Source organism: Ramlibacter ginsenosidimutans, assembly GCF_016654015.1.
Lineage (GTDB): Bacteria > Pseudomonadota > Gammaproteobacteria > Burkholderiales > Burkholderiaceae_C > Ramlibacter > Ramlibacter ginsenosidimutans.
In genome coordinates this window covers 15,068-37,727 of sequence record NZ_JAEPWM010000012.1, presented here as the reverse complement: position 1 = coordinate 37,727, position 22,660 = coordinate 15,068, and the positions used below count along the sequence as shown (strand labels likewise).

Below are 22,660 nucleotides of genomic sequence, written 5' to 3'. Positions count from 1 at the left end.
ACCGCCGGTGCGTTTTTGGACTGCATCAGGTGAACGCCGATGAGCGCCTTTGGCAAGGAATTGATTCGACGGCTGGGCAAACCCCGCAGGCACAAGTCTCTTTCGCATTCGCGCTTTCGTGCGGTGGACCGCACAAGGTCACACACCACTTCTGGAGAGCGATCATGTTTTTTGTGCGCTTCGCAGTACTCGCGTTCATGGTCGCATACAGCTACGGAATGGGGCAGCAGCCTGCGCTAAATGCGTTTGGCACATTTGTGGCGCTGTTGATTTTCATTGACGCACCTGCCCTGTACCTTTTGCCGACTTACGAGGCGTGGAAGAACAAGCACCCGAACCTTGCCTCCATAGCCCTCGTGAACATCTTTCTCGGCTGGTCGCTAGTCGGGTGGGTTGTCGCTGTTGTATGGGCATATAAGAAGCCCGAACCAGTGGCAATCGCTTCACCTTCGTCAGTCGCACCTTCTGCGCCACCCGTGTCTCCGTCCACACCGCCGGCCGTTCCGGTGCGGGAAACGAAGAAGTGCCCGTTTTGTGCTGAGGAAATTATGGCCGAGGCCATCAAGTGCAAACATTGCGGAAGTGATCTGCGAGTCGCTGCTTGATCCGCAACAGAGACAGAGGACGTCACGAGATGCGCCACCCCAAATCTTCCATGGCTATTTCACTCCTGCTGTTCTGGGCGAGTGGAATGGCCGCGTTTGCGCAGACTTCGCCGCAACTGTTCGGGATCCCATTCGGAGGCAAACTGTCGTTGTCTCAGTGCCCCTCCAACACCGACAAAGCCACCCGCCCGTGTTGGATCGCTCGGCCGTATGTGTACAAACCCACTGGCGCGAGACTTGGCCCCGTCCACCTACCCGCACCTGAGAGCAGGCCGAAGTGGGCTGCGTATGCCATGTTTGAACTGACGTTGGATAAGGCAAGCGTGGTACAGGCGGTGAAAGTTCATACCTTCGACTCCAAGGCGCGCGTAGAGATTGCCGAGTCCATCAGCCGTCGGTTTGGTCCGCCTTTTGAAAGTCAGCTTTCTAGCGCGGACCTGGCATGGGCGTCTTGGCGTTCGGCCGAGGGTTCCGTCGGCATGCATTGTTCAGATGAGTGTTGGATTGACTTCCGCACGCCTTCCGAGCAGGCGGAGGTTGATGCAGAGCAGGCGGATCGCGCAAGGCGGGACGCGGCGCGACCTAAGGCGCCATAAGTGCCGAACTTGAATGACTGCTTGCGCGCGTCCTTCATCGCCTAGGCGACACCGCGAGCACCCATCGCGGCGGAACGATGGACGCATTGATGGACAAAAAGAAAAACGGGGCGCTAGGCCCCGTATTTCGTCGACTTTTGGCGGAGTGGACGGGACTCGAACCCGCGACCCCCGGCGTGACAGGCCGGTATTCTAACCAACTGAACTACCACTCCGCGGCAGTGCGGCGTTCGCCTGCTTGCGCAGGCCAAGTGCCACAAAACTTGGCGACCCTACGGGGATTCGAACCCCGGTACTCACCGTGAAAGGGTGATGTCCTAGGCCTCTAGACGATAGGGTCGAAACCTTGGAACGCACGCCCTGCGACGTGCTACCTCTAACCATACGACATCTGCATTGGTGGAGGTAAGCGGGATCGAACCGCTGACCTCTTGCATGCCATGCAAGCGCTCTCCCAGCTGAGCTATACCCCCTGCAGGTGTCGAGCCTCGCATTATATGTCGATTTTCAGGCCGACCGTAGACGGTCCAGCACTTTCTCCCGGAGTGAAAGGCTCAAGACAGCATCCACGGATGGCGTCTGCGCCGTTCCCATCACCAGCACGCGGACGGGCATCGCCAGTTGCGGCATCTTCATGCCGGTGGCGCGCAGCGTTTCCTTGATGGCCTCGGCGATGTCTTCCTTCGTCCAGGGGCAGCCTTCCAGCATCCTGGCCAGCATCGAGATCGCGGGGCGGACGCCGTCGTGGATGTGCTTCGCCACTTCGTCGGCGTTCGGCGTGACATCGACGTAGAAGCGCTGCGCCCAGTCGGCGAGCACGAGGGTCGTGTCGCAGCGGTCCTTGAACAGGCCGCAAATGGCGGGCAGCCGCGCATCGGCGGAAATGCCGCGCTGCTTCAGCAAATCTCCGACGATCAGGGCCAGGCTCTCGTCAGCCATCGCCTTCAGGTGCTGCGCGTTCACCCAGCGCAGCTTGGCCTCGTCGAACTGGGCGGCGCTGCGGCCCAGGTGGTCCAGGTCGAACCACTGCAGGAACTGCTCGCGGCTGAAGATCTCGGCGTCGCCGTGGGACCAGCCCAGGCGCGCCAGGTAGTTCACCATCGCGTCCGGCAGATAGCCCTGGTCGCGATACCAGGTCACCGGTTTGGCCCCGCGGCGCTTGGACATCTTCTCGCCGTCCGCATTGAGCACGGTGGGCAGGTGCGCGAACACGGGCGGCTCGTAGCCGAGCGCACGGAAGATGTTGATCTGGCGCGGCGTGTTGTTCACATGGTCGTCGCCGCGGATCACGTGCGTGATCTGCATGTCGACGTCGTCGACGACGACGCAGAAGTTGTACGTGGGCGTGCCGTCGGGACGCGCGATCACCAGGTCGTCGAGCTCGTCGTTGCTGATCTCGATGCGGCCCTTGACCTTGTCGTCCCACACCACCGAGCCACCGACCGGGTTGCGGAAACGCCAGACCGGCTGCACGCCTTCGGGAACGGGCGGCAGCGTCTTGCCCGGCTCCGGCCGCCAGGTGCCGTCGTAGCGCGGCTTCTCCTTGGCCGCCATCTGCCGCTCGCGCAGCGCGTCCAGTTCCTGCACGCTCATGTAGCACGGATAGACCTGGCCCTTGGCCTTCATCTCCTCCAGCACCTCGCGGTACCGGTCCATGCGCTGCATCTGGTAGAACGGCCCCTCGTCGTGGTCGAGGCCCAGCCACTCCATGCCTTCGAGGATGACGTCCACCGCCTCCTGCGAGGAGCGCTCGGTGTCCGTGTCCTCGATGCGCAGGATGAAGGTGCCGCCCTGCGAGCGCGCGAACGCCCACGGGTACAAGGCCGAGCGGATGTTGCCGAGATGGATGAAACCCGTCGGCGACGGGGCGAAGCGGGTTCGGACCTTCACAGCTTGCCCAATCCTCGCGACAGGTCCGCCTTGATGTCGTCGACGTGCTCGAGGCCGACGGCCAGCCGGATCAGCCCCTGGCCGATTCCCGCCGCCTGCCGCTGTTCTTCGCTCAGCCGCCCGTGCGACGTCGTCGCCGGATGCGTGATGATGGTCTTGGTGTCGCCCAGGTTGGTGGCGATGCTCATGACTTCGGAGCTGTCGATCACCGTGAAGGCATTGCGGCGCAGCGACGCGGGGTCGCTGCCTTTCACGTCGAACGAGAGCACGGCGCCGCCCAGGCCGGATTGCTGGCGCATGGCCAGCGCGTGCTGCCCGTGCGACTCCAGGCCCGGGTAGTACACGCGCGACACCGACGGATGCGCCTCCAGGAAGCGCGCGACCGCCAGTGCGTTGGCGCACTGCGCCTGCATGCGGATGCCCAGGGTCTCCAGGCCCTTGAGCACCACCCATGCGTTGAACGGCGCGAGCGTCATGCCGGCGGTGCGCACGATGGGCGCGAAGACTTCGTTCACCCACTTGCGGGTGCCGCACAGCGCCCCGGCCATCACGCGACCCTGGCCGTCGAGGTACTTGGTGCCCGAGTGGATGATGAAGTCGGCCCCCATCTCCACCGGACGCTGCAGCGCCGGCGAGCAGAAGCAGTTGTCCACCGCCAGCAGCGCGCCGGCGCCGTGGGCGATGTCGGCCAGCGCAGCGATGTCGCACACATCGGTCAGCGGGTTGGTGGGCGTCTCGGCGAACAGCAGCTTCGTGTTGGGCTTGACCGCCGCCTGCCACTCCTTCAGGTCGGTCTGCGACACGAAGCTGGACTCGACGCCGAACTTGCCGAACTCCTTGGCGAACAGGTTCAGCGTGGAGCCGAACACCGAGCGCGAACAGATCACGTGGTCGCCGGCGCGCAGCACGCCCATGCCGAGCAGCAGGATCGCGGCCATGCCGGTGGACGTGCCGATCGCGGCCTCGGTCCCTTCCATCGCCGCCAGCCGCAGCTCGAAGCTGGTGACCGTGGGATTGGAGGTGCGGCCGTACGTATAGCCTTCCTGCGGGTTCGCGAAGCGGTGCGCCATCGTCTCCGAGTCGGGCTGCACGAAGCCGCTGGTGAGGTACAGCGCCTCGGAGTTCTCGCCCCACTGGCTGGGCGGCAGGCCCGTGCGCACGGCGAGCGTCTCGCGGTGCAAGCCTTCGGGCAGTTTCTTCTCTTTCACTTCAAGCTTCCTGGGGGTTCGGGATGGCGAGGCGCGTGGTGTTCTCTTCCAGCGGATCTTCCTGGCCGATGCGCGCCTCGTTGATGCGGGCGATGTCTTCCGGGTTGATGTCGCCGGTGACGTACACGCCGTCGAAGCAGGATGCGTCGAAGCCTGCGATCTGCGGGTTGAGCTTGCCGATGGCGTTCTTCATGCCCTCGACGTCCTGGTAGATCAAGGCGTCGGCACCGATGATCGCGCGGACTTCCTCGACCGTGCGGCCATGCGCCACCAGCTCCGACGAGGTCGGCATGTCGATGCCGTAGACGTTCGGGAAGCGCACGGGCGGCGCGGCGCTGGCCATGTAGACCTTGCGCGCACCGGCGTCGCGCGCCATCTGCACGATCTCGCGGCTGGTGGTGCCGCGGACGATGGAGTCGTCGACCAGCAGGACATTGCGGCCTTCGAACTCGCTCTGGATCACGTTGAGCTTCTGCCGCACCGATTTCTTGCGCACGGCCTGCCCCGGCATGATGAAGGTGCGGCCGACATAGCGGTTCTTCACGAAGCCTTCGCGGTACGGCAGGCCCAGCAGCTGCGCGAGCTGCATCGCGCTCGGCCGGCTCGACTCCGGGATCGGGATCACGACGTCGATCTCGTTCGGCGGCACCGTGGAGATCACGCGCTTGGCGAGCGTCTCGCCGAGGTTCAGCCGCGCCTGGTACACCGAGATGCCATCCAGCACGGAGTCGGGCCGCGCCAGGTACACGTACTCGAAGATGCACGGCGACAGGCGCGGGTTCTCCGCGCATTGCCGCGTGTGCACGTTGCCCTTCAGGTCGACGAACACGGCCTCGCCTGGGGCGACGTTGCGTTCCAGGTGGTGGCCCGTGCCCTCCAGCGTCACGGACTCGCTGGCGATCATGATGGTGCCGTCGGCGCCCCGGCCGATGCACAGCGGCCGGATGCCGTACGGGTCACGGAACGCGAGCAGCCCGTGCCCCGCGATCAGCGCGACGACGGCGTACGAGCCGCGGATGCGGCGATGCACGTTGCCGACCGCCGAGAACACGTCCTGCGGCGTCAGCGGCAGCCCGCGCGTGGTGCGTTCCAGCTCGTGCGCGAGCACGTTCACCAGCACCTCGGTGTCGCTCTCCGTGTTGATGTGGCGGTGGTCGGCGGAGAACAGTTCGGCCTTGAGCGCCTGGGCGTTCGTGAGGTTGCCGTTGTGCGCGAGCGTGATGCCGAAGGGCGCGTTCACGTAGAAGGGCTGCGCCTCTTCCTCGCTGTGCGCATTGCCCGCGGTGGGATAGCGCACCTGGCCCAGGCCGGCGTTCCCCGGCAGCGCGCGCATGTTGCGCGTGCGGAAAACGTCGCGCACCATGCCCTTCGCCTTGTGCATGTAGACCTTGCGGCCCTGCAGGGTGACGATGCCGGCAGCGTCCTGCCCGCGATGCTGCAGCAGCAGCAGCGCGTCGTAGATCAGCTGGTTGACCGGGCCCTGGCTGACGACCCCGACGATTCCGCACATAAGTGTTCGCTTCCGTTCACAGCAACATCTGCCGCTCTGGAAAATCGCCCCAGGGCAATTTTCCGCAGCAGCCTAGGCCGGCAGGTAGGTGCCCAGGCGCTCCGGCACCACCGGCTTCAGTCCGCGCAGGGCCGCCGCGGCGACCCCGGCCGTGGTCGACTCCGACCACCACGCCCCCCGCGCGAGCCCGACGAGGTTCACCACCACCGCGAGCACCAGCACCGCGACCAGGCCGCGCACCACGCCGAACAAGCCGCCCAGCACGCGGTCAACCGGCCGCAGGCCCACCGCCGCCACCAGCTTGCTGACCAGCCAGGCGACGAATCCTCCCGCAAACAGCGACGCGATGAAGACGACCACGAACCCCGCAGCGTACTGGACGGAGTCCCCCGCCCGGCTCAGCGGCAGCATCAGCGCAACCCGAGGCGCCAGCCATTGTGCGAGCACGAAAGCCGCCAACCAGTTCAACACCGACAACACTTCGTAGACCAGCCCGCGCCACAGGCCCAGCAGCACGGAAGCTGCGAGCAGGGACACGACGACCCAGTCGAGGACGGCCACTACAGTGTGAGGATGGCGGCCGGCAAATCCAGCCCCTTGATCTTCTGGGCGGCCTGGTCGGCCTCGGCCTTGGACGCGAACGGGCCCGCACGCACGCGGATGCGGGTGCCGTTCTTCGTCTCGGCGACATTGGTGTAGTTCTTCAGGCCGGCCTTCTCCAGCTTTTGCTGGGCCTGCCGCGCCTTGTCCTTCTCCGCGAAGGCGCCGACCTGGACGACGTAACGAACGCCGGCCGCGGCGGTGTCGACGGACTTGCCTTCCAGCAATGCCTTCGCCTTGGCCGCATCCGTGCCCTTGGTCTCTGCCTTGGCTTCGGCCCTGGTTTCGGCCCTGGCCTGCGCCTCGGGCTTCTTCTCTGCCGGCGCCTCGGCCTTCGCGACCTTTTCAGCAGGCGCGGGCTTGGCCTCGACCGGCGCAGGCGCGGGCGCGGGCTCCGCCTTCGCCACCGGCGGCGGGGCAGCCGGGGCGGGCTCCACCGGCGGCGGTGCTTGCGTCACCTTGCCGGCCGCAGCGGGCTCGGGCGGCAAGGGAGGCAGCGGCTTGACCTTGTTGCGGTCGGGAATTTCGATGGGGATGTCCACGGCCACCGGCCGCGGCTGGGTGTCGAACAGGAGCGGGAAGCCGACGACGCCGACCAGCACCAGCACCACGGCACCGATCAGGCGGTGCCGCGCGCGGCGGCGCATCACCTCGATGCTTTCGGCGGGAGAGGCAGCGGCGACCGGTTCGTCGACCTTTTTCTTGCGCGACTTGAACAAGGCCATGGGTGGGGGTCAACCGAGATGCTTGGCGGCCAGGCGCGGAACTCCGTGCTGCAGGATGCCACCGACGGTGTAGAAGGATCCGAACACGAGGATTCTATCAGCGGGCTCTGCAGCAGCCGCCGCCGCGCGCAAGGCGTCCTGCGGGCTGGCGTGGGTGCTGGCCGGCACGTCGCGGCGCGCCGGGAGGGCCTGCCACCGTTGCAGCAGGTCCTGTGCGCTAGCCGCCCGCGGCGTCGGCAGGTCGGTGAAGTACCACCGGTCCACCAGAGGCGCGATCTTCGCGAACATGGGCGCCAGGTCCTTGTCCGCCATCGCCCCGAACACCGCGTGCGTCGTCGGATAGAAGCCCATCGCATCGAGGTTGGCCGTGAGCGCCGCCACCGAATGCGGGTTGTGCGCGACGTCCAGCACCAGCGTGGGCTCGCCCGGCACGATCTGGAAGCGGCCCGGCAATTCCACCATCGCCAGCCCGTTGCGGATCGCCTGGGCCGTGACCGGCAGGCGCTGGCGCAGGGCTTCGAAGGCGGCGAGCACGCCCGAGGCATTGAGCAACTGGTTGGCGCCGCGCAGCGCCGGATAGGCCAAGCCCGCATGACGGCGGCCGCGGCCGGCCCAGGCCCACTGCTGCTTGTCGCCCGAGAAGTTGAAGTCGCGCCCGAGCAGCCACAGGTCGGCGCCGATCGCCTCGGCGTACTGGATCACGCTGTGCGGCGGCACCGGATCGCTCACGATCGCGGGCTTGCCCGGGCGCAGGATGCCCGCCTTCTCCCGGCCGATGCTTTCGCGGTCCGGCCCCAGGTACTCCATGTGGTCCAGGTCGATGCTCGTGATGATGGCGCAGTCGGTGTCGACCGCGTTCACCGCATCGAGCCGTCCGCCGAGGCCGACTTCGAGGATCGCCACGTCGAGCGCGCTGGCCGCCATCAGGCTCAGGATCGCCAGCGTCGTGAACTCGAAGTACGTGAGCGTCGCACCCTGCCGCGCCGTTTCCACGCGCTCGAAATGCGGCACCAGGTCCTCGCCCTTCACGATGTCGCCGGCGATGCGGCAGCGCTCCTCGAAATGCACGAGGTGCGGAGAGGTGTAGACGCCCGTGCGCCAGCCCGCCTGCAGCGCGATCGCTTCCAGCATGGCGCAGGTCGATCCCTTGCCGTTGGTGCCGGCGACCGTGATCACCGGACAGTCGAAGCGCAGCTGCATCCGCTGCATGACCTCCTGCACCCGCTGCAAGCCCAGGTCGATGCTCTTCGGGTGCAGGCGCTCGCAGTGCGCGAGCCAATCGCCAAGTTCCTTCATGCCTGCATTGTCCCGCCTCGGGGCCGTGCGCCCAAAAGAGCATGCGAATCCCCCCGCATGCAAGTGACGTCGCGACACGCCGTGGTGGCTCGCAAGGGCCAGACCGCCCCGAAGCCCTGGCTATCATGGGGCGATGACGATCACCCTCTACGGCATCGCCAACTGCGACACGGTCCGCAAGGCGCGCGCCTGGCTGGCCGACCAGGGCGTCGCCTACACCTTCCACGACTTTGCCAGGCAGGGCGTGCCGCCGGAGCGCCTGGATCGCTGGCTTGCCTCCCCGGTGCGCGACAAGCTCCTGAACCGGCAAGGCACCACCTGGCGCAAGCTGGGCGCCGATGCGCAGTCGCAGGCCGAGGACCCGCACGCAGCGCGTGCGCTGATGCTGTCGCAGCCCAGCGTCATCAAGCGACCGGTGGTCGAGTGGAGCGACGGCGAGGTGACCGTGGGCTTCGATCCGGCGCGCTGGACGGTGCGAAAGAATGCCTGAGCCGGCTGGATTTACAGCGGCTTTACGGTAAATCAATGCAAGGTCATCCTCGGCTGCATACCATTTCAGCACTGAAGTCGTTCAACGAGACCTTTGCCATGAAACAGACCGTCCTCCTCGCCGCGATGGGCCTCGCCGCGTTCGGCGCTTCCGCCCAGGAATTCGGCAACGTCGTCTCCAGCGTGCCGGTGATCCAGCAGGTCTCGGTGCCGCGCACGGTGTGCCAACCGGTCACGCAGGGGCCGGTGTCGACCACCGGCGGCGGCGCGGTCGTCGGCGGCCTCACCGGCGCGGGCGTCGGCAGCATGATCGGCCAGGGCAGCGGCAACGCAGCCGCGATCGCCGCGGGCACCATCATCGGCGCCATCGTCGGCAACAACGTCGAGGCGCAGAACCAGCGCTACGCGCAGACGGTGCCCCAGTGCTACACGCAGAACACGCTGGAGAACCGCACCGTCGCCTACGACGTGACCTACGAGTACCGCGGCCAGCAGTTCTCCGCGCGCATGCCCTACGACCCGGGCCGCACCGTGCAGTTGCAGGCTCCGGCGGTCGCGCAAGCCGCGACTGGCGGCAGCGCCGGCGGCGTGGTCGTCGCCCCGCCCGTGCAGCAGGCGCAGGTGCAGCAGCCGCAGACTTTCCAGCAGCAGCCCCAGGTCGTCCAGCAGCAACCGCAGTACCTGGAAGGGCAGCCGCAGGTGATCGTGCAGCAGCAACCGACGCCCGTCGTCGTGCAGCAGGTCCCGGTCTATCCTGCGTACCCGTACTACGCTCCCTACCCGTACTACCGTCCCTACCCCTACGTGCCCTTCGGCCTGTCCCTGGGCTTCGTGTACGGCGGCGGGCACCACCACCACTGAGCCTCAGGCTCGCAAGCAGAGGGCGCCCGAGGGCGCCCTTCTTGCTGTCCGGGCGGCATTCGGGGCCTCGCCTAAAATTGCCGGTTTCCCCGAAAGCATTCCATGACGACCGAGAGATTCGACGCCGTGTCCGTGGCCACCCAGGCCAACGTGTACTTCGACGGCAAGTGCGTGAGCCACGGCATCACCTTCCCCGACGGCACGAAGAAGTCCGTCGGCGTGATCCTGCCCGCCAGCCTCACCTTCAAGACCGGCGCGCCCGAGGTCATGGAATGCGTCGCGGGCTCGTGCGAGTACAAGCTCGCCGGCGCGAGCGAATGGAAGAAATCCTCGGCGGGCGAGAAGTTCTCGGTGCCCGGCCAGTCCAGCTTCGAGATCCGCGTGACCGAGCCCTATCACTACATCTGCCATTTCGGCTGATCCCCAGCCGCCAGCCCGAGTCACTCCATGAGCACCATCCTCGAAAGCCTGCCTCTCGGCCAGAAGGTCGGCATCGCCTTTTCCGGCGGGCTGGACACCAGCGCCGCCCTGCACTGGATGCGCAAGAAGGGCGCCGTGCCCTACGCGTACACCGCGAACCTGGGCCAGCCCGACGAGCCCGACTACGACGCGATCCCGCGCAAGGCCATGGAGTACGGCGCGGAGATGGCCCGCCTGGTCGACTGCCGCCAGCAGCTGGCGCACGAAGGCATCGCCGCCCTGCAGTGCGGCGCCTTCCACGTCACCACGGCCGGCGCCACCTACTTCAACACCACGCCGCTGGGCCGCGCCGTGACCGGCACCATGCTGGTCGCCGCCATGAAGGAGGACGACGTCCACATCTGGGGCGACGGCAGCACCTTCAAGGGCAACGACATCGAGCGCTTCTACCGCTACGGCCTGCTCACCAACCCGTCGCTGCGCATCTACAAGCCGTGGCTGGACCAGGCCTTCATCGACGAACTCGGTGGCCGCGCGGAAATGTCGGCGTTCATGACCGCCGCCGGCTTCGGCTACAAGATGTCCGCCGAGAAGGCCTACTCCACCGACAGCAACATGCTCGGTGCGACGCACGAGGCGAAGGACCTGGAGCACCTGAACTCCGGCATCAAGATCGTGAACCCGATCATGGGGGTCGCGTTCTGGAAGGACGAAGTCGCGGTGAAGGCCGAAGAGGTGCGCGTGCGCTTCGAGGAAGGCCGCCCCGTCGCCCTGAACGGCAAGACCTTCGACGACCCCGTCGAACTGATCCTGGAAGCGAACCGCATCGGCGGCCGGCACGGCCTGGGCATGAGCGACCAGATCGAGAACCGCATCATCGAGGCCAAGAGCCGCGGCATTTACGAAGCGCCCGGCATGGCGCTGCTGTTCATCGCGTACGAGCGGCTCGTCACGGGCATCCACAACGAGGACACCATCGAGCAGTATCGCGACAACGGCCGCAAGCTGGGCCGCCTGCTGTACCAGGGCCGCTGGTTCGACCCGCAGGCGATCATGCTGCGCGAGTCGGCGCAGCGCTGGGTGGCGCGTGCGGTGACGGGCGAGGTGACGCTGGAACTGCGGCGCGGCAACGACTACTCGCTTCTCAACACCGAGTCCCCCAATCTCACCTACCACCCGGAGCGCCTGACGATGGAGAAGGGCCACTCCGCCTTCTCGCCGCGCGACCGCATCGGCCAGCTGACCATGCGCAACCTGGACATCGCGGACACGCGCGACAAGCTGGGGATCTATTCCCGCGCCGGCCTGCTCAGCTCGGACGGAGACGCGCCGCTGCCTTCGCTGGGCAGCGACTGAGGTCAGGCGCCCGACAATTCGCCTTTCGGCCTCTCAGGGCGAAGGACCGGCGCTCTGCTGAAAAGCCGGCAGGAATGCGCGCCAGGCGTGCGCATCCCTGGCCCCGGTGACTAGGAACAAGCCGAACGCGGGCCAGCGGCTCGTACGGAAGGCTTCTGCGACCGATTCCTGCTGGCCTTGCGCGCGCAGCTCGGGGAGCAGTCGGTACGTGGCGCGCGCCACGTAGGCGCAGGCGGCAGGGCCGGCGGCGTCCTGTTCACACCGGCGCAGTTCTGCCGCGATGCGCACGGCGCTCGGCTGCGCCTGCAGTGCATCGATGAAGGCGCGTTCGGGACCGGCCGCGCCTCGCAGCACGTCTTTGCGGATCCAGAAGCCGGTCGGCACGTGTCGGCCATCGCACATCTGCGTCGCTGCGGTCGCCCCATCCAGCGGCATGTAGCGCTCGGCGAAACGGCGGTCGCCCAGGAAAGCAGCGTGGCGGCAGCTCCAGTACCCATGCGTTTCCACGATGTCCGGTGCAGCGTAGGCAAGCAGGTACTCGGCGGACGCCGGGCCATCGAGACGCGGCGTCACGGTGGAGCCGAGGAAGCCGAGGTCCACGACATTCACCTGCTTGTGCCAGCTCACCACCCCGAGGTCGGGATTGGCGACCGTCGGCCGCACCAGGCCCTCGTTTTGCCCGAAGCGGACGAACACCTGCCGCGTGGCATCAAAGCCCTTCGCACTGCAACACACCGCGTGCGGCGGAGCGGCCATGTACTCGTGCAACAGGAACACCACGACGCCAACCAGCACCAGTGCATAGGATTCGGCCCTGCGCGCACGCCATTCGAAGGCGGCGGCCGCCACCATGGCCACCACCAGGACAGCGAGTTGCGTCGTCGTCCTCGCCGGGTCCAGCCGGGCCGGACCGAAGACGAATGGAGCCGCTAGCGCCGTGACGGCAAGGGAGCCCAGGACGAGCAGGCGCAGCGCCGTGCCCGTGGACACCTGCCGCAGGACGATGAAGGGCAGCACCAGCAGCAACAGGTAGCCGCCGTGCCGGCTGAAGTTGGAGCGCGCCAGCGCGAAGGACTGATCCAGGTACAGGGGGCTGAGCGTCACCAGTTCGATCAGGCGATCGCCGACCGAGATGCCTTGCGCGACCGCCGTGTTCGGCATCAGGCTGCCGAAATAGGCAACGCGCGCAGCATTGAAGGCAAGCCAGAGCACCCCGAACCACGCCGCGAACCGGCGCGCCTGCCCGTCACCGACCTTCGCATGCCAGTACAGGCAGAACACCAGCAGCAGCGGCGCTACGTGGTAGATGGACTCCACCCGCGTGATGCTGGCCAGGAACGGAACCACGGCCCAGCGCGGGTCCAGGCGGCCGGCGAGTCCGCCACGCACGAGCACTACCGCGGTCGCCAGCAGCAGCGCGTGCGTCAATGCGTTCTCCATGCCGGAGCCATGCCATATCAGGAACACGGAAAGTTGCGTGAGGGTTAGCGCTGCAGCGAGGACAGCGGGCAAGGCGAACGCCGAAGCTTCGGCGAACAGCAGCGCGAACATCGCTCCCAGCGCGAACGTGCAGGCGAGCGTCTGCGCATCCATGAACGCCTGGTAGCCCACGCCGGCCAGCGCGTACGCACCGGCATACAGCAGAAATTGCAGCGGGGTGGAGAAAGCTTCGATCCGCTCGCCGGACGGGTTCACGCCGATGAAGCCGAAGTCCACCCAGTTGCGCGCATGGCTGAGGGTGATGATGCCGTCGTCACGGTAGCGGTACATCCCGGGATCGATCCCCGCATACCGCCACTGGAACACGAGCAGGAACACGAGACCGCCCGCCATGGCGAGCCAGAAGGGAGGGAGGGCCAGCCGGTGCCGCCACCCTGGATACGGCATCACGCGCGCCTGTGCTTCCATCACGCCGCGACCTTCACGCGCGCCACGAACACGAAACGGCGATCCAGCTGGTACCGCAGCACGAAGCCGAGTGCCAGGCCGACGGCTGCGCCCACGTAGCGCATGCCGGCGGTGTGGAACACAAGCTGGAACAGCCATTCGACGCCCCAGAACAGCAAGGTGGTGAAGACGCCGAAGAAGGCATAGAGAACCAGAAGCTCCCCGTCGTGTCGCAGGTTTTGTGCACGGAACCCGAAGACGTGGCGTTTCTCCAGCACGTACTTCAGCGGCACGCATGCCGCGGTGCCAGCCAGCACCGAGATCGGGATGGCGTGCGCGCCGCTGTCCAGGGCCATCCAGGCAGCCTGCACGGCTATGTTCAGAGCGGTCGAGACGAAGGCGATCGCGGAATAGGAGAGCGCAATCCGCGTGAGAGCCCTCATCTGCCCTCCTTCGCTGGCGCTCTCGGCGAGCTGGTCAGCCTGGACCGGGGTGTTGTCGAGATCAACGCCCAGCGGACGTTCGGCTTCTTGTAAAGCGTGGGACATGGGTCCAGCGGCCCCTCCCAGGCCCTGCCGCCGGGCACTGTCGCATGCCGGCCATGTTCGGGTCAACGCCGGTGTTGTGTCCGCGCCGCGCGATGGCCGAGCTCCTTTTGTGCACCCGCAGTAGACAGCCGCCGCCGGCAGGAGTTGAATAAGGGACCCGCGCGCCGCGGGGCTAGGAGGTGCGACATGAAACGCGTCGGTCACTGGCAGGACTTCGTCAGCGTCGCGCTGGGCGTGTGGCTCATCGTGTCGCCCTGGGTCCTCGGCATCCACGCTCCCCTGCAGGCCATCGGCGATTTCGTCGCCATCGGCGTCGTGCTCGCGGCCTTTGCCCTCACGGAAGTGTTCGTCCCGGAAGCCTGGGAGGAATGGTCCGAGCTGGTGATGGGGCTCTGGCTGATCGCTTCGCCCTGGGTGCTCGAGTTCAGCAACGTGCCCCTCGCCATGCAGAACGCCGTCGCTTGCGGCCTGGTGATAAGCGTGCTGGCGCTCTGGGTCATCTTCACCGACAGCGCCTTCAGCGGCTGGATCCGGCGCCGCTCGCCCTGAGCGCGTCCCGGGCCTGCGGGCGCTCGCCCGCCGGTTGCAGCCGCACGGCCGGCCTCGTCCCGGTCAGGACGTGCCACTTGCCGGCGGTGGCACGGAAGACGGTGCAGGCGTACGATGGCCTCCAGCGCGTCCCCCGGACGGCGCGACGTCGGCGAAAGGAGTTCCGCATGACACGCGTGAAGCACTGGCAGGACCCCGTCAACGCTCTGGTGGGCGTGTGGCTCGTCCTTTCTCCCTGGGCGCTCGGTTTCCAGAACGTGGTGATCGCGACCACCACGACCATGGGGATCGGCGCGCTATTGTTCGCCTCCAGCGTCGGCGCCATGCAGTTTCCCCAGGACTGGGAGGAGTGGCTCGACGTCGTGCTGGGCGTCGTGCTGATGCTGCTGCCGGTGGTGTTCGGCTTCGACGACGTGCAGCCGGCGCTGGTGAACGCCATGGTGAGCGGCGCGATCGTGACTTTGCTCGCGCTGTGGGTGCTCGCCAGCGACGACGTGCTCGCCGGCTGGTGGGAGCGCAACGTAGGCTAGGAGCAGACTGCTAGACGACCACCGGTTCCGGCTCCAGCCGGATGCCGAAGCGCTCGTACACGCTGGTCTGGATCGCCCGCGCCAGCGTGACCACTTCGCCCCCCGTGGCGCCGCCGCGGTTCACCAGCACCAGCGCCTGCTTGTCGTACACGCCTGCCTGCCCGACCGACTTGCCCTTCCAGCCGCAGGCGTCGATGAGCCAGCCTGCCGCGAGTTTCACCGTGCCGTCGGGCATCGGGTAGTGCACGATGCCGGGGTCGCGCGCGATGATGTCCTGGCACTGCTCGGGGGTGACCGTCGGGTTCTTGAAGAAGCTGCCGGCATTGCCGATCACGCGCGGGTCCGGCAGCTTGGCGCTGCGGATCGCGCACACCCAGTCGTAGACCTGGCGCGCGGTCGGCTGCGTGATGCCGCTTTCCTGGACCTTCCGGTGCAGGTCCAGGTAGCCCAGCACCGGTTTCCAGGGCTTGGGCAGGCGCATGCGCACCCGCAGGATGAGCGCCCGGCCGGCCAGGCCGAAGTCGCTGTCGCGCGCCGGCGAATGCTTGAACACCGAGTCGCGGTAGCCGAAGGCGCACTGGGTCGCATCCAGCGTGAATTCCCGGCCCGTCATCAAGTCGATCGCGTCCAGCGACTCGAAGCGGTCCTGCAGTTCGATGCCGTAGGCGCCGATGTTCTGCACCGGCGAGGCGCCCACGGTGCCCGGGATGAGGGCCAGGTTCTCCAGGCCGCCGAGGCCCTGGTCCATCGTCCAGGTGACGGCCTCGTGCCAGTTCTCGCCGGCGCCGAATTCCACGATCGTCGCCTTGGGCCCGTCCTCCAGGATGGTGCGGCCGGCAACCTCCACCTTGAGCACCACGGCCTTGACATCGCCGGTCAGCACGATGTTGCTGCCGCCCCCCAGGACGAACAGGGGTTCCCGGGACAGCTCGGGGTGGGCCAGCACCGCGTGGACGTCGGCGGCGCCCTTCACCCGCACCATGGTCTTCGCCTTGGCGACGATGCCAAAGGTGTTGTGCGGCTGCAGCGACGCGTTGGACTCGACGATCATGGGAGAATTGTGGCGCAAGCAGCCGTTTCACAGGTGCAGGAGGGAATCCCGTATGCCGTCGTTCGATACCGTGTGCGAGCCCAACATGGTGGAAGTCAAAAACGCCGTGGAAAACGCCGCCAAGGAGATCGGGACCCGTTTCGATTTCAAGGGCACGGCCGCGGCCATCGAGATCAAGGACAAGGAGATCACCGTCATCGGCGATGCCGATTTCCAGCTCCAGCAGATCATGGACATCCTGGTTGGCAAGCTGGCCAAGCGCAGCGTCGACGTGCGCTTCCTGGACAAGGGCGAGGTCCAGAAGATGGGCGGCGACAAGGTGAAACAGGTCGTCAAGGTCCGCAGCGGCATCGAGTCCGAGCAGGCCAAGAAGATCCAGAAGCTCATCAAGGAGAGCAAGGTCAAGGTGCAGGCCGCCATCCAGGGCGACGTGGTGCGGGTGAGCGGCGCCAAGCGTGACGACCTGCAGGCGACCATGGCCCTGGTGCGCAAGGAAATGGCCGAGCTCCCCCTGTCGTTCACCAACTTCCGCGACTGAGCATGCGCCGGCTGATCGCCCTGGCCCTCGCCTGCGCGGCCCTGGGCGCTGCCGCCCAGTCCGTCACCCTGCAAGGCATGCTGGGCGCCAAGGCGCTGCTGGTGGTCGACGGCGGCCAGCCGAAGGCGCTCGCCCCGGGCGAAACTTTCCAGGGCGTCAAGGTGCTGTCGACCTCCGGCGACCAGGCGGTGCTCGAAGTCGGCGGCCAGCGCCGCACCGTGCGCATCGGCGAAGGTCCGATGCACTGGGGCGAGACCCTAGGGGCCAAGGGCAACCGGATCGTGCTGACCGCCGGCAGCGGCGGCCACTTCATCACGCCGGGCGCGATCAACGGCCGTGCCGTGCAGTTCCTCGTGGACACCGGCGCCACATCCGTTTCCATCGGCGCCGCCGATGCCGAGCGCCTGGGAATCGACTACCGCAAGGGGCAGCTCGCGCGCGGAAGCACCGCCAACGGCATCGTCACGGTGTACCGGATCAAGCTCGATTCCGTGCGCGTGGGCGACGTCGAAGTGAGCAACGTCGACGCGGCCGTCGTTCCCACGGACACGGGCCAGGTGCTGCTCGGGAACAGCTTCCTCGACCGCTTCCAGATGACCCGCTTCAACAACCAGCTCGTGCTGGAGCGGCGTTACTGAAGTGCCCGCCCGCGCAGCCGCTCAGTCGCCGGATCCATCGGCCGGGAGCCGGGGGTCTCGCGGCACGGCCGCATCGTCGTGGGCCCGCTCGTAGTCCTCCACCAGCCTGCCCCAGATCGCTTCCAGCTCGTAGCTGACCGAGCGCGCCAGTCCGTCCAGGTCGGGAAACAGCGTCGCATAGGTCACGTTCATGCGGTACAGCGCCCGCATGGCCTCCTCGCGCATCGACAGCGGCAGGATGAACTTGGTGAGCAGGCTTTCGCTGCCGCCGTAGCCGTCGAGGATGACGTCCAGGGGCTGGTCCAGCACGCCCGGCAGCACGAACAGACCCGACTGCGCCACCAGCCGGCTGTCCATCTCGGAGGGCTCCCCGAACCAGATCAGCGGCAAGGTGTTGCTCGCGAAATAGCGCTCGAAGTTGCCCGGCACGCGCGGATCGATGCGCGAGCGCGTCAGCGATGGATCGAAGGAAGGCGTCGCGTGCCACAGCGCGGGCGTGTTGAGGGCGAACACCGCAACGTCGCGCGAGGCGCTCTCGAGCGCGAAGAAGGCCGCCACGAAGGGCGACTTGGTGAAATCGAGCAGGCGCGTGGAGGCGCCGTGATGCTGCATCAGGGCCAGGCAGCGCAGCTCGTCGTCCAGCGCGGTGCGGTCCGACAGGTAGATGTGCGCCTTGCGCCGGAAGATGCGCATCGCGCGCGACTCGCGCAAGGGCCACAGCCGCGGGTCGGGGCTGAACTGCTGCAGCCTGCGCGTGAGCGACGGCACCAGCGGCCACTGCGCCCGCACGTGGCCGCGGAACGCCCAGCCCTGGAGCGCGTCGGTGCGGGCGACGAAGTCGGCCCAGTGCTCGAGGCGGATGGTTTGCAATGCGGGGTCCCTCTGCAGCGGCCGCGCCGGCGCGGCCTGACTGCCGATGTTAGCCGCGCGCGTCAGAATGCGTGGCGGATCCCCATCTCGTACCCGTTCGAGCTGCCGCCCAGCGAGGTGCCGGTCGCCGGCAGGCCCTGCACGCCGATCGAACGCTGGGCGCCGTCGCTGTTGTGGAGATGGGCCACCGTCGCATAGAGCTGGGTGCGCTTGGACAGGTTGTAGCCATAGCCGATGGCGAACTTGGTCCAGTCGGCGTTGCTGTCCGCCCGGTCGTAGCGGCTCGCCTGGGCCCGCAACTCGCCGGGGCCGATGGGGGCGGTCGCGCCGAGCTCGATCGCCGTCATGCGCGCCGCTGCACGTTCCTCGCGCGCCCACAGCAAGGACGGCCGCACGAAACCGAAGTCCCAGGACACGCCGGCGTTCGCGATCTTCAGTTCGGTGTCGGACGTTGCGCCGTGCAGCCGGCCCCAGGCTGCGGCCACGTGCAGCGCGCCGGAGCGATAGCCCGCGCGCAGCCCCGCGTAGTCTCCTTCGTGCCGGTTGGGCGCGGTGGAGGGCTGCTCGCCGGGCGCGACCTGCAGTTGCCCATAGAAGCCGCCGAGCGACGGCGGGGTCAGGTAGCTGATCGCATTGCTCTGCTGGATCGGCGCGCCCAGCATGATGAAGGCGTTGTTGCCGCCCACCCCGTTGGTGAGGAAGGGGTCGAAGATCAGCGTGTTGAGGAAGGTGGCGGCGTCGTCGCGGCCCAGGCGCAGCTCGCCGAACCCGCCGGACAGGCTGGCGGTCGAACGGCGATTGAAGGCCAGGGCGCCGCTCGCCGACTTGCCGAGGCCGGTGTCGACGTCGAGCCCGGCCTCGAGCCAGAAGCCGGCGCTCAAGCCGCCGCCCAGGTCTTCGACCCCGCGAAAGCCCAGGCGGCTGATGTTCGCGCCGCCGGTGGACAGCCCCGTGCGACGGACGCCGGAGCCGTCGACGCGGGCGATGCCGACGTCGAGGACGCCGAACAGGGTGAGGGAGGATTGCGCGCAGGCGCTGCCGGCCAGCCCGGCGACCGCGAGGACCGTGAGAAGTTTCTTCATCGTTTCTTGTGGGAATGCCTGGAAAAAGGCAGCACGCATCCCGTGCCGCGCAGGGCGGCACCGGTTTGCGGCTGCGGGAGAGGACTACAGGTCGAGTGCGAGCGTCGGGCTCTTGCAGCCCGAGACGCACAGCATCATCGACTGGTTCGCCGCGCGCTCGGCGGGGCTCAGGATCGAGTCACGGTGGTCCGGCTCGCCGGCCAGCACGCGCGTCTCGCACGAGCCGCAGATGCCTTCGCAGCAGCTGTGGTCGACGGCCACGCCCCCGTCCAGCAGCGTGTCGAGGATCGACTTGCCGGGCGTGACCGTGAAGCTGCGGCCGCTGCGCACCAGCTGCACGGTGAAGGTCACCTGCGCGTCGGACGCCGGCTTGTGTTCCACCGCGGCGAAGCGTTCGACGTGCCCGTTCTCGCCGTGCCCGAGCTCGGCGCAGATCCGCTCGAATGCGTCCAGCATCGGCGTCGGGCCGCAGGCATACAGGTGCAGGCCGGCGGCGAGCGGGTGCGCGGCGAGCAGCGCGCGCAGGTCGGGCGGACCGCCCTGCTGGTCGTCGAAGTGGGTGAACAGCTTCGCTTCCAGCTGCTGCAAGGTGTCCAGGAAGGCGGCGGCGCGGCGCGAGCGGGCGAAGTACAGCACTTCGTACGAGCGCCCCAGCTCGCGCAGCCGCCGCGCCATGCACAGCAGCGGCGTGATGCCGATGCCGCCGGCCACCAGCACGGTGTGCTGCGCCTCCTCGTGCAGGGCGAAGTTGTTGCGCGGCGCCGAGATGGTGATCGGCATGCCGATGCGCAGCTGCTCGTGCACGCAGCGCGAGCCGCCGCGGCTCGCGCGGTCCTTCAGCACGCCGACGACGTAGCGGTGCCGCTCGGCGCTGGAGTTGCACAGCGAGTAGCTGCGCTCGAGCCTGTTGGGCAGGTGCAGGTCCACGTGCGAACCGGCGGAGAAGGCGGGGAACTCCCCGCCGCCCACCGGCCGCAGTTCGACGCTGATGGTGTCCTCGGCTTCGTAGCGAAGCGTGTGGACGAAGGCCTGGAGCGTGTTCACGCCGCCACCTTCGCCGCCGCCTGCGCCTCCAGCTGCTCTTTCGCGAGCTGCTTCATCTGCCGGCGCAGCCGCACGATGCCCACGTCGTGCGCATACAGGTGCTCGCGCTGGTTGGCATCGGGCTCCATCGCCTCGAGCATCACGCGGTCCTGCTCCAGCACGTGCCAGTGGCGCGCCTCGAGGCGGTTGCGGTACAGGAAGCGCCAGGTGTCGCGCAGCCAGCCGCTCACCTTGCGGCAGCGCCAGAAGAACACCGCCGTCATGTTGGGGCCGATCGGCGTGTAGCAGCCGACGATGCTGAAACTGCCGCCGGGGCCGCCGGTCTTCGGGTACGGGATCGCCAGCCGCATCCAGTGGATGTTGGTGCTGCCCCATTCCGTCCAGTCGAAGTTGACGCCCTTCTGCCCGGTCTTCTCGAAGACGAATCCGGTGTCGGTGGCACGGATCTGGAACTGCGCCTCGCTCTCGCCTTCCGCCATGGAGTGCGACTGCTTGTGCAGGAAGGTGCCGTGCATCGGGTCCATGACGTTGTCGGCCACGTAGCGGTGGTCGCCCTTCCACTCCACGTAGCAGAGGAAGTTCGACCACTCCGCGCCCTCCAGTTCTTCCGGCAGCAGCAGCGGCGGCGGCGTATCGACATGCGTGTCGCTGTTGAACAGGAACACGGCGCCGTGGCGCTCCTGCACGTGGAAGGACAGCGCGGCGCGCGAGCCCTCGAGCTTGCAGCCCGGGCTGCCCGGCACCTTGGTCACCACTCCGTCGCAGCGCACCTGCACGCCATGGTACGGGCAGGCGAGCCGGTCGCCGAGAATCACGCCTTGCGACAGCGGCGCGCCGCGATGCGGGCAGTGGTCCTCCAGCGCGTGCAAGGTGCCGCGCGCGTCGCGCCACAGGGCGATCTTGCGGCCCAGGCGGCGCAGCGACACCGGCTGTTCCTGCACGAACGAGGAGGGGCAGATGGGGTACCAGAGGTTCCGCAGGCCCGCTTCGAGCAGGGCCTCGACCGGGTCGGCCGCCTTCGCGATCTGGATGGGGATCATCGTGTGCTCCTTACTGGCCCAGGCGCGCCATCAGCGCGGCGAAGGACGATTCGGTCCAGGGCTCTCCGTTCTCCGCGCTCGGCCCGGTGCGGTTGAGGTAGGCCACCAGCGCATGCAGTTCGTGCACGCCGTCCGCGAAGGCGCGTTCGATGGCGTCGCCCAGCAGGTCCTCGAAAGGCGTGGGCGGGCGCAGGCGCGCCTGGTGGGGCTGGAGGTAACGTTCGGTGGTCGTCATGTCGGTCTCCTGGGCTCCTCCTGCGCATCGGCTGCCAAGAGGAAGTTCCTGTTTGCGGACCGCGCGGAACAGCAGCAGCGCGGTCCTCCTCTCACTGCTCGGTGCCTAGTCGGCTTGAATGCCGAATTCCTTGATGATCCGCGCGAAACGGTTGTGGTCGTCCGCGTTCGTGCGGGCCAGGCGCGCGGGATCGCCGCCCGCGGGCAGCGCGCCGAAGACCTTCATCTTGGCGGCGACGTCGGGCATCTTCAGGATCTCGTTCATGTTCGTGTTGAGCGTCTTCACGATCTCCGGCGGCAGCCCCTTGGGCCCCATCAGGCCTTGCCAGGCGCTGACCTGGACGTCGCGGATGCCGAGCTCGCGCGCGGTGGGCACCTCGGGTGCCAGCGGCGAACGCTCGTTGTCGAACACGGCCAGCGGCACCATCTTCCCGGTCGCGATGTAGGGAGCGACGGGGCCCCAGGTGATGAAGGTCAGCGGCACGTGGCCGCCCATCACGTCGGTCACGGCCGGCGCGACGCCGCGGTACGGTACGTGCGACAACTTCAGGCCCGCCGACTTGTTGAACATCTCGCCCAGGATGTGCATCGGCGAGCCGCTGCCCGGGCTGGCATAGGACATCGGCTTGGTCTTCGCGGTCGAGAGCAGGCCGGGCATGTCCTTCACCGCCCCGCTGGCGGCGACCAGGAACAGCGGCTGCGTGGCCGTCTGGATGATCGGCGTGAAGTCGTTGAGCACGTCGTAGCTGCTGCCGGGCGACTGGTGCATCACGAGCGTGGCGATCGAGATCGTGCTGGGCGTCATCAGCAGCGTGTAGCCGTCCGCCGGCGCGCGCGCCACGAAGTTGTTGCCGATGATGCCGCTGGCGCCCGGCTTGTTCTCGACGATCACCGGCTGCCCCAGGCGCGCCTGGAGCTTCTCGGCGTAGAGGCGCGCCATCGCGTCGGTGTCGCCTCCGGCCGGATACGACACGACGAGCGTGATGGGCTTGCTCGGCCAGTTGCCCTGGGCCAGGGCCGGTGCGGCGCACAGGCTGGCGCCGGCAGCGAGGGCGGCGGCGAGGACGGAACGGCGGGAGAGCTTCATGGGCTG

The 22,660-nt window shown here is 67.6% G+C and carries 25 protein-coding genes and 3 tRNA genes; 10 read left to right on the top strand and 18 right to left on the bottom strand.

The genetic code is table 11. From position 1 onward, the window contains the following. The first annotated feature begins 29 nt into the window (after positions 1 to 29). Both JJB11_RS22130 and JJB11_RS25870 read left to right on the top strand, forming a co-directional pair. Positions 30 to 605, top strand: a complete 576-nt coding sequence (locus JJB11_RS22130; protein WP_201176712.1) for a superinfection immunity protein — start codon at positions 30 to 32, stop codon at positions 603 to 605. Positions 606 to 898: 293 nt separating this feature from the next. Then, positions 899 to 1,201 (top strand): hypothetical protein, encoded by a 303-nt coding sequence (locus JJB11_RS25870; protein WP_207190112.1) that lies wholly within the window; start codon positions 899 to 901, stop codon positions 1,199 to 1,201. Positions 1,202 to 1,339: 138 nt separating this feature from the next. Here the strand turns inward: JJB11_RS25870 and JJB11_RS22125 are convergent. The 9 genes from JJB11_RS22125 to folC all read right to left on the bottom strand — a co-directional run bounded on the left by JJB11_RS22125 (position 1,340) and on the right by folC (position 8,430). Further along, positions 1,340 to 1,416 (bottom strand) — tRNA-Asp (locus JJB11_RS22125). 49 nt (positions 1,417 to 1,465) lie between these two features. Then, positions 1,466 to 1,541 (bottom strand) — tRNA-Glu (locus JJB11_RS22120). A gap of 57 nt (positions 1,542 to 1,598) precedes the next feature. Beyond that, positions 1,599 to 1,674 (bottom strand) — tRNA-Ala (locus tag JJB11_RS22115). Between the two features lie 34 nt (positions 1,675 to 1,708). Beyond that, positions 1,709 to 3,091: a glutamate--tRNA ligase gene (gene gltX, locus JJB11_RS22110; RefSeq protein WP_201176710.1), complete on the bottom strand. Its 1,383-nt coding sequence runs from the start codon at positions 3,089 to 3,091 to the stop codon at positions 1,709 to 1,711. After that, positions 3,088 to 4,299, bottom strand: a complete 1,212-nt coding sequence (locus tag JJB11_RS22105) for an O-succinylhomoserine sulfhydrylase (protein ID WP_201176708.1) — start codon at positions 4,297 to 4,299, stop codon at positions 3,088 to 3,090. Before JJB11_RS22105 ends, gltX begins: the two co-directional genes overlap by 4 nt. 1 nt (position 4,300) lies before the next feature. Continuing rightward, positions 4,301 to 5,809 carry an amidophosphoribosyltransferase gene (gene purF, locus JJB11_RS22100; protein ID WP_201176706.1) on the bottom strand — a complete coding sequence of 503 codons (1,509 nt, stop codon included), beginning with the start codon at positions 5,807 to 5,809 and terminating at the stop codon, positions 4,301 to 4,303. A gap of 72 nt (positions 5,810 to 5,881) precedes the next feature. Then, the gene (locus JJB11_RS22095) at positions 5,882 to 6,370 is read right to left on the bottom strand and encodes a CvpA family protein (protein ID WP_201176704.1); all 489 of its coding nucleotides are present in this window, start codon (positions 6,368 to 6,370) and stop codon (positions 5,882 to 5,884) included. Next, positions 6,370 to 7,134, bottom strand: a complete 765-nt coding sequence (locus JJB11_RS22090) for an SPOR domain-containing protein (protein ID WP_201176697.1) — start codon at positions 7,132 to 7,134, stop codon at positions 6,370 to 6,372. Before JJB11_RS22090 ends, JJB11_RS22095 begins: the two co-directional genes overlap by 1 nt. A 9-nt stretch (positions 7,135 to 7,143) precedes the next feature. Further along, on the bottom strand, positions 7,144 to 8,430 hold the full coding sequence (folC, locus tag JJB11_RS22085; protein WP_201176696.1) for a bifunctional tetrahydrofolate synthase/dihydrofolate synthase: 1,287 nt from the start codon (positions 8,428 to 8,430) through the stop codon (positions 7,144 to 7,146). A 133-nt stretch (positions 8,431 to 8,563) separates the two neighbouring features. Between folC and JJB11_RS22080 the strand changes: the two genes are divergently transcribed. From JJB11_RS22080 to argG, 4 genes are all read left to right on the top strand, one after another. Further along, entirely contained in the window at positions 8,564 to 8,920 is a 357-nt protein-coding gene (locus JJB11_RS22080) for an arsenate reductase (RefSeq protein WP_201176694.1), read from the top strand. A 98-nt stretch (positions 8,921 to 9,018) separates the two neighbouring features. Beyond that, complete coding sequence (locus tag JJB11_RS22075; protein WP_201176692.1) at positions 9,019 to 9,780, top strand: glycine zipper 2TM domain-containing protein; 762 nt, start codon at positions 9,019 to 9,021, stop codon at positions 9,778 to 9,780. A 102-nt stretch (positions 9,781 to 9,882) separates the two neighbouring features. Then, a complete protein-coding gene (gene ppnP / locus JJB11_RS22070) occupies positions 9,883 to 10,200 on the top strand; it encodes a pyrimidine/purine nucleoside phosphorylase (protein WP_201176690.1) in 318 nt (105 codons plus the stop codon). 27 nt (positions 10,201 to 10,227) lie between these two features. Next, complete coding sequence (gene argG, locus JJB11_RS22065) at positions 10,228 to 11,556, top strand: argininosuccinate synthase (RefSeq protein WP_201176688.1); 1,329 nt, start codon at positions 10,228 to 10,230, stop codon at positions 11,554 to 11,556. A 33-nt stretch (positions 11,557 to 11,589) separates the two neighbouring features. Here argG and JJB11_RS22060 read toward each other — a convergent pair whose 3' ends face one another. Beyond that, positions 11,590 to 13,467, bottom strand: a complete 1,878-nt coding sequence (locus JJB11_RS22060; RefSeq protein WP_201176686.1) for a hypothetical protein — start codon at positions 13,465 to 13,467, stop codon at positions 11,590 to 11,592. Then, a complete protein-coding gene (locus tag JJB11_RS22055) occupies positions 13,464 to 13,991 on the bottom strand; it encodes a GtrA family protein (protein ID WP_201176684.1) in 528 nt (175 codons plus the stop codon). The genes JJB11_RS22060 and JJB11_RS22055 overlap by 4 nt, the downstream gene beginning before the upstream one ends. Positions 13,992 to 14,177: 186 nt before the next feature. Between JJB11_RS22055 and JJB11_RS22050 the strand changes: the two genes are divergently transcribed. Together JJB11_RS22050 and JJB11_RS22045 are read left to right on the top strand one after the other, a co-directional pair. After that, complete coding sequence (locus JJB11_RS22050; protein WP_201176682.1) at positions 14,178 to 14,540, top strand: SPW repeat protein; 363 nt, start codon at positions 14,178 to 14,180, stop codon at positions 14,538 to 14,540. Between the two features lie 167 nt (positions 14,541 to 14,707). After that, a complete protein-coding gene (locus JJB11_RS22045; RefSeq protein ID WP_201176680.1) occupies positions 14,708 to 15,070 on the top strand; it encodes an SPW repeat domain-containing protein in 363 nt (120 codons plus the stop codon). A gap of 10 nt (positions 15,071 to 15,080) precedes the next feature. Here JJB11_RS22045 and murB read toward each other — a convergent pair whose 3' ends face one another. Then, entirely contained in the window at positions 15,081 to 16,121 is a 1,041-nt protein-coding gene (gene murB, locus JJB11_RS22040) for a UDP-N-acetylmuramate dehydrogenase (protein WP_201176679.1), read from the bottom strand. A gap of 52 nt (positions 16,122 to 16,173) precedes the next feature. On the opposite strand from murB, the gene JJB11_RS22035 reads away from it, so the two are divergent. Both JJB11_RS22035 and JJB11_RS22030 read left to right on the top strand, forming a co-directional pair. Continuing rightward, positions 16,174 to 16,659 carry a YajQ family cyclic di-GMP-binding protein gene (locus JJB11_RS22035; protein ID WP_201176677.1) on the top strand — a complete coding sequence of 162 codons (486 nt, stop codon included), beginning with the start codon at positions 16,174 to 16,176 and terminating at the stop codon, positions 16,657 to 16,659. 2 nt (positions 16,660 to 16,661) lie between these two features. Then, on the top strand, positions 16,662 to 17,297 hold the full coding sequence (locus JJB11_RS22030) for a TIGR02281 family clan AA aspartic protease (RefSeq protein WP_201176675.1): 636 nt from the start codon (positions 16,662 to 16,664) through the stop codon (positions 17,295 to 17,297). Between the two features lie 21 nt (positions 17,298 to 17,318). On the opposite strand, the gene JJB11_RS22025 is transcribed toward JJB11_RS22030, so the two are convergent. The 6 genes from JJB11_RS22025 to JJB11_RS22000 all read right to left on the bottom strand — a co-directional run bounded on the left by JJB11_RS22025 (position 17,319) and on the right by JJB11_RS22000 (position 22,654). Next, the gene (locus JJB11_RS22025) at positions 17,319 to 18,167 is read right to left on the bottom strand and encodes an FRG domain-containing protein (protein WP_201176674.1); all 849 of its coding nucleotides are present in this window, start codon (positions 18,165 to 18,167) and stop codon (positions 17,319 to 17,321) included. Positions 18,168 to 18,229: 62 nt separating this feature from the next. After that, entirely contained in the window at positions 18,230 to 19,249 is a 1,020-nt protein-coding gene (locus JJB11_RS22020) for a porin (protein WP_201176673.1), read from the bottom strand. An 84-nt stretch (positions 19,250 to 19,333) separates the two neighbouring features. Next, positions 19,334 to 20,293, bottom strand: coding sequence for a 2Fe-2S iron-sulfur cluster-binding protein (locus JJB11_RS22015; protein ID WP_201176672.1), 960 nt, complete (start codon positions 20,291 to 20,293; stop codon positions 19,334 to 19,336). Further along, entirely contained in the window at positions 20,290 to 21,333 is a 1,044-nt protein-coding gene (locus JJB11_RS22010) for an aromatic ring-hydroxylating oxygenase subunit alpha (protein WP_201176671.1), read from the bottom strand. Before JJB11_RS22010 ends, JJB11_RS22015 begins: the two co-directional genes overlap by 4 nt. A 10-nt stretch (positions 21,334 to 21,343) precedes the next feature. Beyond that, positions 21,344 to 21,568, bottom strand: coding sequence for a recombinase-like helix-turn-helix domain-containing protein (locus JJB11_RS22005; RefSeq protein WP_201176670.1), 225 nt, complete (start codon positions 21,566 to 21,568; stop codon positions 21,344 to 21,346). A 105-nt stretch (positions 21,569 to 21,673) separates the two neighbouring features. Then, on the bottom strand, positions 21,674 to 22,654 hold the full coding sequence (locus tag JJB11_RS22000; RefSeq protein WP_201176669.1) for a Bug family tripartite tricarboxylate transporter substrate binding protein: 981 nt from the start codon (positions 22,652 to 22,654) through the stop codon (positions 21,674 to 21,676). Between the last annotated feature and the right edge of the window lie 6 nt (positions 22,655 to 22,660).

Excerpts from the sequence above, each read along its gene's own strand:
- ppnP (WP_201176690.1), top strand. The coding sequence starts at position 9,883 with ATGACGACCGAGAGATTCGACGCCGTGTCCGTGGCCACCCAGGCCAAC.
- JJB11_RS22080 (WP_201176694.1), top strand. The coding sequence starts at position 8,564 with ATGACGATCACCCTCTACGGCATCGCCAACTGCGACACGGTCCGCAAG.
- JJB11_RS22000 (WP_201176669.1), bottom strand. The coding sequence starts at position 22,654 with ATGAAGCTCTCCCGCCGTTCCGTCCTCGCCGCCGCCCTCGCTGCCGGC.
- folC (WP_201176696.1), bottom strand. The coding sequence starts at position 8,430 with ATGAAGGAACTTGGCGATTGGCTCGCGCACTGCGAGCGCCTGCACCCG.
- purF (WP_201176706.1), bottom strand. The coding sequence starts at position 5,809 with ATGTGCGGAATCGTCGGGGTCGTCAGCCAGGGCCCGGTCAACCAGCTG.
- murB (WP_201176679.1), bottom strand. The coding sequence starts at position 16,121 with ATGATCGTCGAGTCCAACGCGTCGCTGCAGCCGCACAACACCTTTGGC.
- JJB11_RS22035 (WP_201176677.1), top strand. The coding sequence starts at position 16,174 with ATGCCGTCGTTCGATACCGTGTGCGAGCCCAACATGGTGGAAGTCAAA.
- JJB11_RS22005 (WP_201176670.1), bottom strand. The coding sequence starts at position 21,568 with ATGACGACCACCGAACGTTACCTCCAGCCCCACCAGGCGCGCCTGCGC.
- argG (WP_201176688.1), top strand. The coding sequence starts at position 10,228 with ATGAGCACCATCCTCGAAAGCCTGCCTCTCGGCCAGAAGGTCGGCATC.
- JJB11_RS22090 (WP_201176697.1), bottom strand. The coding sequence starts at position 7,134 with ATGGCCTTGTTCAAGTCGCGCAAGAAAAAGGTCGACGAACCGGTCGCC.
- JJB11_RS22020 (WP_201176673.1), bottom strand. The coding sequence starts at position 19,249 with ATGAAGAAACTTCTCACGGTCCTCGCGGTCGCCGGGCTGGCCGGCAGC.
- JJB11_RS22010 (WP_201176671.1), bottom strand. The coding sequence starts at position 21,333 with ATGATCCCCATCCAGATCGCGAAGGCGGCCGACCCGGTCGAGGCCCTG.
- JJB11_RS22050 (WP_201176682.1), top strand. The coding sequence starts at position 14,178 with ATGAAACGCGTCGGTCACTGGCAGGACTTCGTCAGCGTCGCGCTGGGC.
- JJB11_RS22075 (WP_201176692.1), top strand. The coding sequence starts at position 9,019 with ATGAAACAGACCGTCCTCCTCGCCGCGATGGGCCTCGCCGCGTTCGGC.
- JJB11_RS22055 (WP_201176684.1), bottom strand. The coding sequence starts at position 13,991 with ATGTCCCACGCTTTACAAGAAGCCGAACGTCCGCTGGGCGTTGATCTC.
- JJB11_RS22030 (WP_201176675.1), top strand. The coding sequence starts at position 16,662 with ATGCGCCGGCTGATCGCCCTGGCCCTCGCCTGCGCGGCCCTGGGCGCT.
- JJB11_RS22045 (WP_201176680.1), top strand. The coding sequence starts at position 14,708 with ATGACACGCGTGAAGCACTGGCAGGACCCCGTCAACGCTCTGGTGGGC.
- JJB11_RS25870 (WP_207190112.1), top strand. The coding sequence starts at position 899 with ATGTTTGAACTGACGTTGGATAAGGCAAGCGTGGTACAGGCGGTGAAA.